This is a genomic window from Streptomyces sp. NPDC057002, assembly GCF_042673825.1.
Taxonomy (GTDB): domain Bacteria; phylum Actinomycetota; class Actinomycetes; order Streptomycetales; family Streptomycetaceae; genus Streptomyces.
This window is the reverse complement of sequence record NZ_JBHURZ010000002.1, coordinates 1,134,762-1,146,004: the sequence shown is the minus strand read 5'-3', so window position 1 is coordinate 1,146,004 and position 11,243 is coordinate 1,134,762. Positions and strand designations below refer to the sequence as shown.

General features: G+C 71.5%; 12 protein-coding genes. 8 read left to right on the top strand and 4 right to left on the bottom strand.

What is annotated here, in order from left to right:
* Window positions 1-391 precede the first annotated feature (391 nt).
* Together ACFT32_RS13245 and ACFT32_RS13240 are read left to right on the top strand one after the other, a co-directional pair.
* A complete protein-coding gene (locus tag ACFT32_RS13245; RefSeq protein ID WP_382488526.1) occupies window positions 392-760 on the top strand; it encodes a tyrosinase cofactor in 369 nt (122 codons plus the stop codon).
* 31 nt (window positions 761-791) lie between these two features.
* Window positions 792-1,613, top strand: a complete 822-nt coding sequence (locus ACFT32_RS13240) for a tyrosinase family protein (protein WP_382488525.1) — start codon at window positions 792-794, stop codon at window positions 1,611-1,613.
* Here ACFT32_RS13240 and ACFT32_RS13235 read toward each other — a convergent pair whose 3' ends face one another.
* Together ACFT32_RS13235 and ACFT32_RS13230 are read right to left on the bottom strand one after the other, a co-directional pair.
* Window positions 1,614-2,327 carry a ribonuclease H gene (locus ACFT32_RS13235; RefSeq protein ID WP_382488524.1) on the bottom strand — a complete coding sequence of 238 codons (714 nt, stop codon included), beginning with the start codon at window positions 2,325-2,327 and terminating at the stop codon, window positions 1,614-1,616.
* A 41-nt stretch (window positions 2,328-2,368) separates the two neighbouring features.
* Window positions 2,369-3,169 carry a VOC family protein gene (locus ACFT32_RS13230; RefSeq protein ID WP_382488523.1) on the bottom strand — a complete coding sequence of 267 codons (801 nt, stop codon included), beginning with the start codon at window positions 3,167-3,169 and terminating at the stop codon, window positions 2,369-2,371.
* A gap of 144 nt (window positions 3,170-3,313) precedes the next feature.
* Between ACFT32_RS13230 and ACFT32_RS13225 the strand changes: the two genes are divergently transcribed.
* The gene (locus tag ACFT32_RS13225) at window positions 3,314-4,321 is read left to right on the top strand and encodes a zinc-binding alcohol dehydrogenase family protein (protein ID WP_382488895.1); all 1,008 of its coding nucleotides are present in this window, start codon (window positions 3,314-3,316) and stop codon (window positions 4,319-4,321) included.
* A gap of 18 nt (window positions 4,322-4,339) precedes the next feature.
* Here the strand turns inward: ACFT32_RS13225 and ACFT32_RS13220 are convergent, their stop codons facing one another.
* On the bottom strand, window positions 4,340-4,474 hold the full coding sequence (locus ACFT32_RS13220) for a hypothetical protein (protein WP_382488522.1): 135 nt from the start codon (window positions 4,472-4,474) through the stop codon (window positions 4,340-4,342).
* Window positions 4,475-4,770: 296 nt separating this feature from the next.
* Here ACFT32_RS13220 and ACFT32_RS13215 point away from each other — a divergent pair, with 296 nt between their 5' ends.
* From ACFT32_RS13215 to ACFT32_RS13195, 5 genes are all read left to right on the top strand, one after another.
* The gene (locus tag ACFT32_RS13215; protein WP_382488521.1) at window positions 4,771-6,228 is read left to right on the top strand and encodes a family 2B encapsulin nanocompartment shell protein; all 1,458 of its coding nucleotides are present in this window, start codon (window positions 4,771-4,773) and stop codon (window positions 6,226-6,228) included.
* Between the two features lie 613 nt (window positions 6,229-6,841).
* Window positions 6,842-7,810 carry a family 2 encapsulin nanocompartment cargo protein terpene cyclase gene (locus ACFT32_RS13210; protein WP_382488520.1) on the top strand — a complete coding sequence of 323 codons (969 nt, stop codon included), beginning with the start codon at window positions 6,842-6,844 and terminating at the stop codon, window positions 7,808-7,810.
* A gap of 44 nt (window positions 7,811-7,854) precedes the next feature.
* Window positions 7,855-8,754 carry a geranyl diphosphate 2-C-methyltransferase gene (locus ACFT32_RS13205; protein ID WP_382488519.1) on the top strand — a complete coding sequence of 300 codons (900 nt, stop codon included), beginning with the start codon at window positions 7,855-7,857 and terminating at the stop codon, window positions 8,752-8,754.
* 114 nt (window positions 8,755-8,868) lie between these two features.
* Window positions 8,869-9,774 (top strand): SGNH/GDSL hydrolase family protein, encoded by a 906-nt coding sequence (locus tag ACFT32_RS13200; RefSeq protein ID WP_382488518.1) that lies wholly within the window; start codon window positions 8,869-8,871, stop codon window positions 9,772-9,774.
* Between the two features lie 32 nt (window positions 9,775-9,806).
* Window positions 9,807-10,682: an aminoglycoside phosphotransferase family protein gene (locus ACFT32_RS13195; RefSeq protein WP_382488517.1), complete on the top strand. Its 876-nt coding sequence runs from the start codon at window positions 9,807-9,809 to the stop codon at window positions 10,680-10,682.
* A 39-nt stretch (window positions 10,683-10,721) separates the two neighbouring features.
* Here ACFT32_RS13195 and ACFT32_RS13190 read toward each other — a convergent pair whose 3' ends face one another.
* Entirely contained in the window at window positions 10,722-11,204 is a 483-nt protein-coding gene (locus tag ACFT32_RS13190; protein WP_382488516.1) for a VOC family protein, read from the bottom strand.
* Window positions 11,205-11,243 lie beyond the last annotated feature (39 nt).

The following is an 11,243-nucleotide window of genomic DNA, read 5'->3' as shown; positions in this document are numbered from 1 at the left end:
CCAGTAGGGCGGCGCCCGGGCGAGGCGGCGGGTGAATGACAATTCACCATAGCCGGTGAATTGTCATTCACCCAGCCGGGAGGTCAGGTCCGGCCCTGGGGCCCGCCGAGGGACCGGACCGCCGGATCGCGCCACTTTCGCGGCGTGACGTGCGCCACGGGCAGCGGGCCGCGCGGGGAGGAACAACCGCCTCGACACCCCTCGCGGGCGGAATTTCCCCTTCCGCACCCGCGCCCCCACCCCTGGCAGCAAGATCACCTTCGTTCAACCTTGCACGACATAGGGGGAATTGCCCGGATCACAGCCAACCGGCTCGCGCGGATTTCTCCCGGTACCGGACGGACCGGTAGGCATGCCCAGGTCAACACCCGAACCGACCCAGGAGGTCCGCATGCCGGAACTCAGCCGTCGCCGCGCGCTCACCGCCGCGGCCGTCCTCGCCGGGACGGCCGGCGTCCTGCCCGCCGTCGTACCCGCCACGGCCGCCACCGGGCACCATGACTCCCCCGGGACCTTCGACGAGGTCTACAAGGGCCGCCGGATACAGGGCCGGCCGGCCACCGGGACCGGTCATCACCACCACGGCGCCGGCTACGCGGTGTTCGTCGACGGTGTGGAACTGCATGTGATGCGTAACGCCGACGGCACCTGGATCAGCGTCGTCAGCCACTACGACCCGGTGGCCACCCCGCGCGCCGCCGCCCGCGCCGCCGTGGACGAGCTGCAGGGCGCGCCGCTGCTGCCCTTCCCCGCCAACTGACCCGCCCCGAAAGGCTCTGGAGCACCCGCACATGACCGTCCGCAAGAACCAGTCCGCCCTGACCGCCGACGAGAAGCGGCGTTTCGTCGCCGCCCTCATGGAGCTGAAGCGCAGCGGCCGCTACGACGAATTCGTCACGACGCACAACGACTTCATCATCTCCGACACCGACAATGGCGAGCGGACGGGCCACCGCTCACCGTCCTTCCTGCCCTGGCACCGAAGATTCCTCCTGGAGTTCGAGCGGGCGCTCCAGTCGGTGGACGCGTCGGTGGCCCTGCCGTACTGGGACTGGACCGTCGACCGTACGCCGCGTGCCTCGCTGTGGGCGCCCGACTTCCTCGGGGGCACCGGGCGCGAGCGGGACGGCCGGGTGCCGGACGGACCGTTCGCCGCGTCCGCCGGGAACTGGGCGATCAACGTGCGGGTCGACGGGCGTACGTTCCTGCGGCGCTCCCTCGGTTCCGGGGGACGCCAGCTGCCGACGGCGGCCGAGGTCGAGTCGGTGCTGTCGATGCAGACGTACGACATGGCGCCCTGGAACAGCGGCTCGGACGGTTTCCGCAACCACCTCGAAGGCTGGCGCGGAGTCAATCTGCACAACCGCGTCCATGTCTGGGTGGGCGGGCACATGGCCACCGGCGCCTCGCCCAACGACCCGGTGTTCTGGCTGCACCACGCGTACATCGACAAGCTGTGGGCCGAGTGGCAGCAGCGGCACCCCGGCTCCGGCTATCTGCCGGTCTCGGGCACGCCGAACGTGATCGACCTCAACGAGACGATGCGGCCCTGGCACGACACGAGCCCGGCGGATCTGCTGGACCACACGCCGCACTACACGTTCGACGCCTGATCAGGCGGTCGCGGCCGTGCGGCACTCCGGGTGTCCCCAGCCGCTGTCGTTCTTGCTGATGGGCTCGCCCGCCGCGTAGGAGCGGCCGCACTGGCAGCGGCCGGGGAACTTCGCCTTGATGGTACGCGAGGAGCCCTTCGACGCGGGACCCTTCGCGGTGCGCGCCGAGCCGCCGCGGGGCCGGGAGCGCGGGGCCTTGGCCGGGGTGTCCGGGGCGGGCGGCGGCTCGGGGGAACCGAGCTCGCTGCCCGCGGACTCCTGGACGGTGGCGGCCTGGCTGGCGGCGCGGTCGGCGAAGTCGTTGAGCCGGTCACCGTCGACCTGGTGGGCGGGCACATAGCGGAACTCGACCGAGCGGCCGTCCAGGAGCTCGTCGATGCGCACGACGAGATCCTGGTTGGCGACCGGCTTGCCGGCGGACGTCTTCCAGCCGTTGCGCTTCCAGCCGGGCAGCCAGGTCGTGACGGCCTTCATCGCGTACTGCGAGTCCATCCGGATCTCGAGCGGTACGCCCGGGTCGGTCGCCGTCAGCAGGCGCTCCAGCGCGGTCAGTTCCGCGACGTTGTTGGTGGCCTTGCCGAGCGGCCCGGCCTCCCAGCTCACCGGGCTCTCGGAAGCGTCGGCGACGACCCAGGCCCAGCCCGCCGGCCCCGGGTTTCCCTTCGAAGCCCCGTCGCACGCGGCCACAACACGTTCACGCATGGGCTCGATCATGCCATGGCCGCGCGGACCGCCCCGCCGGGAGGGCCGGGCGGCTACGACACGTCGGTCAGCTTCGGCATGTCCCCCTCGGTCGTCGTGACGTCGATCACCGAGAAGTTCGCGCCCTGCGGATCGCTGATGGCCGCGAACCGGCCGAACGGCGTGTTCATCGGACCGAACCGCAGCACGCCGCCGAGCTTGGTCGCCTTCGCCACTGCCTCGTCGCAGTCCTCGACGGCGAAGTAGACGTTGATGTACGGCGGCACCTCGGGCGGGAATTCCTCCGTCATCTTCATCCGGCCCAGCACACTGCGTTCGCCGAGGTCGTAGATGCGGAAGTCAATCTCGCCGTCCTCCATGTCCCGCTGCCGGTAGGAGAAGACGGCGGGGAAGAACGCGTCGGACTTCTCGGGCTCGCGGGTGAAGACCTCGGCCCAGGTGTAGGCGCCCGGTTCGGCCATCACCTCGAAGCCCTCGTGGGTGCCCCCTTGCCAGACGCCAAAGACGACACCGCCCGGGTCGCGGGCCAGGCACATGGTGCCGAAGTCGCCGACCTGCATCGGCTCCATCAGCACCTCGCCGCCGTTGTCGCGGATCCGGGCGGCGGTGGCGGCCGTGTCCCGGGCGGCGATGTACAGACACCACTGCGACGGGGCCTCCGGCTGGCCGGGCATGGGCGGGACGACGGCGGCGACCGCCTTGCCGTTGGCGTAGGCCTGGGTGTAGTCGCCGTACTCCGCCGACGCCTCGGCGAAGGTCCAGCCGAGGACGTCTCCGTAGAAGGTCTTGGCCCCTTCGAGGTCACTGAACGTCGCGTCGGCCCAGCAAGGGGCTCCTTCAGGTTGCACGGCCATGGCTACGGCCCTCTCCGGACGGGTGGATGGTCCGTTTCCTCACGCTAGTCACCCTCGGGTCGGCCCGCGCGCCGAACAGTCGGTTCCGCCGCACACTGGGCGGGAGCCCTCAGCAGGACGGGGAGCGCTATGGCGGACGGGACGATGCGCGCGTGGTCGGTGGAGCGGCCCGGGCCGGTCGAGGAGGGGTCGCTCCGGCTGGTGGAGAAGCCGGTGCCGGTGCCCGCGGTCGACGAGTTGCTGGTGCGGGTGCGCGCCTGCGGAGTGTGCCGTACCGATCTGCATGTCGCCGAGGGCGATCTGCCCGTGCGCCGGATCGGTGTCACGCCCGGTCACGAGGTCGTCGGGGCGGTGGCCGGGGCGGGTGCGGCGGTGCGCGGCTTCGCAGTGGGCGACCGGGTCGGTGTGGCCTGGCTGCGCCGCACGGACGGCGACTGCTCGTACTGCGCTCGTGGCGCGGAGAACCTCTGTCCCGAGTCCCAGTACACGGGCTGGTACACCGACGGCGGCTACGCGGAGTACACGACCGTACCGGCCGCGTTCGCCTATCGGATGCCGGCCGACGTGCCGGACGTGGCGCTGGCGCCCTTCCTGTGCGCGGGCATCATCGGCCACCGCGCGCTGCGGCGGGCCGCGCTGCCGCCCGGCGGGAGGCTCGGGCTGTACGGCTTCGGGGGCAGTGCCCACCTGTGCGCGCAGGTGGCCCTGGCCGAGGGCGCCGTGGTGCACGTCATGACGCGTGGTGCGGCGGCGCGGCGGCTGGCGCTGGAGCTGGGCGCCGCCTCCGCGCAGGACGCGTACGCGAGGCCGACGGAGCCGCTGGACAGCGCGATCCTCTTCGCCCCGGTCGGCGAACTGGTCCCGGTCGCCCTGCGCGCCCTCGACCGGGGCGGCGTCCTCGCCATCGCCGGCATCCATCTCACCGACACGCCTCCCCTGCACTACGAGACCGAGCTGTTCTACGAGAAGCAGGTGCGCAGCGTCGCGTCCAACACGCGCGCGGACGGCCGGGAGTTCCTGACGCTGGCGGCCCGCTACGGCGTCCGCGCGACCACGCGTCCCTACCCGCTGTCGCGGGCCGCGGAGGCGCTCGGGGACCTGAAGGCTGGGCGGTTCGACGGGGCGGCGGTGCTGGTGAACGACTGGGTGTGAGTGGTGTCGGCGCGCGAGTCACCACGGGGTGTGCGCCGGAGCGGTACGGGCGGTGACTGCGGCGATCCGCGGTGTCCGTGCACCCTGTGCGCCGGGCGCGGCCGGGTCGGCGAGCGGCGTGAGGGCACACGCCCGCTCGTCCTCCACCCCCATCGTGGGTTTGCCACCTCCGGCGCGAGAAGCCGCCCCCTTCACGCGGTTATCCGGTCACCTCTGCCGCTGTTTGGCTATGCCTCGCGGCGCGTCCGGCTCACGGGCGCCACGAGTCGCCGCCTTCGCCCGCCACCCCACCGTCCCTGCCACCACTCCACCCCATCCCGGCCGACCACTCAGCTCAGCGGGGGGGGGCAGGGCGCACCCGTGTCCCGGGCCTCCCGGGCCGGCCCCGCTCCGCAAAGGCCTCGCCCCGCTCACCCAGCGAACACCTCGTTCGATCCCAGGGAGGGAATGTGTCCGCCCCCGAAAGCACCACCGGCCCCGCCACCGAAGACCCCGCCCCCGACCCCACCGCAGGCCCCGGCGCGGCCGAGGACCGGCTCACCAGTCTCAGCACGCAGGCGGCACGCCAGCTCGCCACCACCACCAAGTCAGTGCCGCAGATGCAGGCCATCACCTCGCGCTGGCTGCTCAAGATGCTGCCGTGGGTCGACGTCAGGGGCGGTGCCTACCGGGTCAACCGGCGTCTGACGTTGCGTCTGGGCCGGGGCCGGGTGCAGTTCGAGCAGAACGGTGCCGACGACATCAGGGTCATCCCCCAGACGCTCACCGAACTGCCCGTGCTGCGCGGCTACTCCGACGCCGAGGTGCTGAAGCAGATCGCGTCGCGCTTCGAGGTCCGTGAGGTGCGCGTCGGCGAGGTGCTCTTCGAGGCCGGCCAGCCCGTCACCGAGGCCTATCTGATCGTGCACGGCCGTTTCACCAGGTACGCCGCCGGCAAGTACGGCGAGGAGGAGGTCATCGGGGTCGTCACGGACGGCGAGGGGCTCGGTGACGAGGCCGTGGGGCGGGCCGACCCGCTGTGGCTGACGTCCGTACGGGCGGAGACCTCGGGTGTCGTGCTGGTGCTGTCCTGGGACGCCCTCCGGGAGTACACGGACCGTGTTCCGTCCCTCGCGGCCCATCTGGAGGCGTACGCCAAGCGGCAGAGCAAGCCCATGAACCGCAAGGGCGAGGCGGATGTACCGGTGCAGGCCGGGCACGTGGGCGAGCCGGTGCTGTCCGGCGGCTTCGTCGACTACGAACTCGTCCCGCGCGAGTACGAGTTGTCGCTCACGCAGACCGTGCTGCGCGTCCACTCCCGGGTGGCCGACCTCTACAACGACCCGATGGACCAGACCGAGCAGCAGCTCCGGCTGACCATCGAGGAGATCCGTGAGCGGCAGGAGTGGGAGCTGGTCAACAACCGCGAGTTCGGGCTGCTGCACAACATCGACTACAGCCAGCGCATCAGCACGTTCTCGGGGCCGCCGACCCCGGACGACATGGACGAGCTGTTGTCGATGCGGCGCAAGACGCGGATGTTCCTGGCTCATCCCAAGGCGATCGCGGCGTTCTTCCGGCAGTGCAACAAGCGCGGGCTGGTGCCCGGCACGGCGAACGTCGACGGGCACGAGGTGCCCGCCTGGCGGGGTGTGCCGTTCTTCCCGTGCGGCAAGATCCCGGTCAACGACCACCACACCAGCAGCATCATCGCGCTGCGCACCGGGGAGGCCGACCAGGGGGTCGTCGGGCTGTTCCAGACCGGTATCCCGGAGGAGTACCAGCCCGGCCTGAACGTACGGTTCATGGGCGTCGACGAGACGGCGATCATCCGCTACCTGGTCACCGCGTACTACTCGATGGCCATCCTGGTTCCCGACGCCGCGGGCATCCTGGAGAACGTCCAGATCGGCCGGACGGCCGGCTGACGGGGTGGACTCGATCACGCCGATGAGCACTCCCCCGTCCCCGGGCTCGCAACGCCCCGCCGCCGACACCGACCAGCCATCCACCCCAGAGCCCCACCCGACGCCCGGCCCTCCGGCCCGACCGACTACCGGCTCCCCGGCTCCACTGCCCTCAGCCTCCGCGCCCCAACCCGGTGCACGGGGACCAGAGGCTCCGACCCCACCACACCCCGGCTTGCCGACCCCAGCGAACGCCGAGTCCCCGGCCCCACTGCCCTCGAACTCCGCGCCCCGACCCGGCCCACCGGGCCCGGGTGCTCCGACCCCACCGAGTTCCGCACACCAGGCGGTCTTCCGGCCTCCGTCCCCTCCGGCCTTCGGTTTCTCAGCCCTGCCGGCCCTCAGGTCTCCGGCGCCTGCGCCACTGCCCGAGGGCTCCGCGATTACCCCGGGCTCCGCGCCCCGCCCGGCCTTCCGCCCTCCCGCCCCACCAACGCTCAGCTTCTCGATCCCAAGCCGCCCGAGCCCATCGGCCCGACCGACCTCCGACTCCCCGGCCCGACCCACGCCCCGCCGCACCCCACCCGGCCCCCCGAGCCTCCCCCGTGACGGACGGGCCCGGCGTGGTGGGCCCGTGCCCGGGCTTCGGTATCGGGCCGCCGTGCCCGCCGATCCCGAGAAGGTCAAGGAGGTCGACCGGAGGCTGGAGGCCTGGGCGCACGGGCTCGATCTGTTTCCGCCGGCGTGGACGGGGGACTTCGCGGGGTTCCAGTTCGGCCGGGCCGTGGTGCTCCAGCATCCTGGCGCCGCCGATCTGGACCGCCTCACCGTCGCAGGCGAGCTGCTGCTGGCCGAGAACCTCGTCGACAGCTGCTACTGCTCCGAGGACGAGGACCGGGGCGGGTCCTCCCGCGGTCTCGGCGGACGGCTGGTCATCGCCCAGTCGGCACTCGACCCCTTCCACGGCCCGCCCGAGGCGGAGAGGGAGTGGCGCCAGGGGCTGACGGCCGACGGTCCACTGCGTTCGTACCACCGCGCGCTGCGGGACTACGCCGGTTTCGCCACGCCCAGCCAGACCGACCGGTTCGTGCACGACATCGCCCGGCTGCACCTCGGGTACGTCGCCGAGGCCGCCTGGGCGGAGACGCGGTACGTGCCGCGCGTCTGGGAGTACCTGGTGATGCGGCAGTTCAACAACTTCCGCCCCTGCCTGTCGATCGTCGACGCCGTGGACGGCTACGAACTGCCCGAGGCGGTCTACGCCCGGCCGGAGATCCAGCGGATCACGGCGCTGGCCTGCAACGCCACCACGATCGTCAACGACCTGTACTCCTTCACCAAGGAGCTGGCGGCCGAACCCGACCACTTCAACCTGCCGCTGGTCATCGCCGCCGACGAACAGTGCGGACTCAAGGCCGCCTATCTGAAGGCCGTCGAGATCCACAACCAGATCATGGACGCCTTCGAGGAGGAGTCCGCGGTCCTGTCCGCCGCCTCGCCGCTCGTCGAGCGCTACGCCCGGAGCCTGGCCGCCTGGGTGTCCGGCAACCACGAGTGGCACGCCACCAACACCCACCGCTACCACCTGCCCGACTACTGGTAGAGCACGATCCCTTGACGTCACGCGAGAAGCACGAGGAGCTGTCCTTGACCACCACCGCCGACGCCACCACCGCCGACGCCACCACCGCAGCACTGCGGTCCCCGTCCGCCGCCCAGTCGACGTACCAGACCCGCGTGGCCGACTACTGGAACGCCGAGGAGAACCCGGTCAACCTCGAACTGGGGAAGATCGACGACCTGTACCACCATCACTACGGCGTCGGAGACGCCGACTGGTCCGTGCTCGACGAGCCCGACCCGGCGCTGCTCCGCGAGCGTGTCACCACCGAACTGCACCGCCTGGAGCACGCCCAGGCGGAACTGCTCGCCACCCACCTCGGCCCCCTCTCCCCCGCCGACCGCGTCTTCGACGCCGGCTGCGGGCGCGGCGGCGGCAGTGTCGTGGCGAACCTGCGGTACGGCTGCCGCGCCGACGGCGTGACGCTCTCGGCCAAGCAGGCGGACTTCGCGAACGAGCAGGCCCGGCAGCGCGGCATCGACGGCAAGGTCCGCTACCACTGCCGGAACATGCTCGACACGGGCTTCCCGTCGGGCGCGTTCGCGGCGTCGTGGAACAACGAGTCGACCATGTACGTGGAGCTGGACCTGCTGTTCGCCGAGCATGCCCGGCTGCTGCGCCGCGGCGGACGCTACGTGGTGATCACCGGCTGCTACAACGACACCTACGGGCGGGCCTCCCGCGAGGTGTCCCTGATCAACGCCCACTACATCTGCGACATCCATCCGCGGTCGGAGTACTTCAGGGCGATGGCCCGCAACCGGCTGGTCCCCGTCCATGTGCAGGACCTCACCGACACAGCCATCCCCTACTGGGAACTCCGCAAGCGGGCCGACCATCTCGTCACGGGCATCGAGGACACGTTCCTCACCGCTTACAAGAACGGCAGCTTCCAGTACCTGATGATCGCGGCCGACCGCGTCTGACCGGTCGTCATATCGTCGGCCACGGGCACCTCGTGGCCGACGCGCCTCTTCCGCCCCGGGCCCGGCTGTGCTTGCCTGGGGAGCCGTTTCACCGGCCGGGGCGGGAGTTGCCGTATGCGCGGACCGTGGATCGTGGGTGTCCTGCTGGCCGGGCTGCTGCTCGGGGCGTGCGGGGATCCGTCGTCCGGACCTGGCGCGTCCCCGCCGTCCGCGCCGGAGGTGTCCACGACGACCACGCACCAGCGGGCCCCGGCCTCATCTGCCCCCCGTGCCCCAGCCAAGGCACCCCGCGTGCTGTATCTGGGCGACTCGCTGGCCATGGAGAACCAGAGGGTCCTCGGCCAGGAGCTGCGCCGGGACCTGCGGGCGACGTACACGAGCGCCCCCTACTCGGGCACCACCCTGTGCGACTACCTGGAGGGCACGGCGGAGCGGTCGCTCGTACCGGCACGCGACAAGGCGGCCGCCCTGGTGCGGTCGCTGCGGCCGGACTTCGTGGTGCTGCAGTTCTGGGGCAACGCCTGGGACTTCACCTGGTGCATGGACAAGATCACGTACGACGGTTCGCGGGAGCGGTACTTCGAGCGGTACGAGGCCGACGCGCGCCGGCTCGTCGAGCAGATCGCGACGGCCGGCGGGGCGCGCCGGCCTCGGATCGTGTGGGTGCTCCAGGGCCCGGACCCGATCACGCCCGACCGGGTGCGGCGGGTGAACGGGCTGTACGAGCGGCTGGCCGCGGGCTCGGACGGCATCGTCGCCGACGCCGGAAGGACGGTGAGCCCCGGCTCGGACCGCTACACATGGACGCAGCACCTCCCCTGCACGGCCTACGAGCGGGCCCACCCCGACTACTGCACCCAGCCCGGCCGCGACCGGACGGCCCTGCACCGCGACGACGACTACCTGCACTTCTGCCTGGCCCCCACGACGTCCACGCCGAAGCCCTGCCCGGTGCGTTCCCCCGGCATCCTGCGCATCGCCCGGGAGATCACCAAAACCATTCGACAGTCGGTGAACTGACCGCTCGAATGGGCGTCATGTGCGCTGTGCGAATGCATGAGGACGAGCGGGACGTCGACGTCACCCTCGTCGGCCGGCTGGTCGCGGAACAGTTCCCGCGGTGGGCGGGGCTGCCCCTGCGGCGCCTGGAGTCCTCCGGGACCGAGAACGCCATGTTCCGCCTCGGCGCGGACAAGGTCGTGCGGCTCCCCCGGCATCCCCGCGCCGTCGATGCCATCACGCACGAACTGCGCTGGCTGCCCCGGTTGGGCCCGGGCCTGCCCGCCGCCTCGCCCGAACCCCTCGGACGGGGCGAGCCCGGCGAGGGCTTCCCGTGGCCCTGGTCCGTGTACGGGTGGCTGGACGGCCGCAATCCGGTGCCCGGTGCCCTCGACGAGCCGCGGTTGCTCGCCGAGGATCTGGGCGCCTACGTCGCGGCCCTGCGGCGGATCGACCCGGCGGAGGGCCCGACCGGTTACCGGGGAGTGCCACTGGCGGCCCGGGACCGCTTTGTGCGCGAGGCGCTCGAACAGCTGGCGGGGCGGGTCGACACCGCGGCGGTGTCGGAGCTGTGGGAAGAGGCCCTGCGCGCCCCGGAGTACGCCGGGCCGCCGGTCTGGGCGCACGGCGATCTGATGGCCGGGAATTTGCTGGTCACGGGCGGGCGGCTGAGTGCCGTGATCGACTTCGGCACGGTGGGGGTGGGAGATCCCGCCGTCGACCTCATCAGCGCCTGGTGCGTGCTGCCCGCCGGGGTCCGTGGCGTCCTCCGCGAGGCCGCGGGCGCCGGTGAGGCCGAGTGGGCGCGGGGCCGGGGCTGGGCCCTGTCGATCGCGCTGATCGCGCTGCCGTACTACTGGGAGACGAACCCGCCGGTCGCGGAGAACTCCCGGCATGTGATCCGGGAGATCCTGGCCGAGGCGGCGTAGGGGCAGGCAGGATCCTGCCCCTCGACCGGAGGGGGCACCTCACTCGCCTGCGTACGCCTTGTCCAGGGTCGCGATGTCGAACTTGCTCATGGCCATGAACGCCGTGGTCACGCGGGCCACCTTCGCCGGGTCCGGGTCCGTGATCATCTCCTGGAGCCGGTCCGGGACGACCTGCCAGGACAGGCCGTACTTGTCCTTGAGCCAGCCGCAGGGACCGGGCTCTCCGCCGTTCTCGGTGAACTTGGTCCAGTAGTAGTCGATCTCCTCCTGGTCCGCGCAGAAGATCATGAAGGAGACCGCCTCGGTGAACTTGAACTGAGGGCCGCCGTTGAGCGCGAGGAACTTGTGGCCGTTGGCCGTGAACTCGACGGTCATGACGGTGCCCGCCCGGTGGGGCGTTCCCTCGGGGTAGCGGGCGACCTCGCCGATGCTGGAGTTCTTGAAGATCGAGACGTAGTGGTGGGCGGCCTCCTCGGCCTGGTCGTCGTACCAGAGACACGTGGTGAATCCGTCGGTGGCCATGAGTACCTCCTGGGCGCGTGGAACGCTGTCACCACTGTC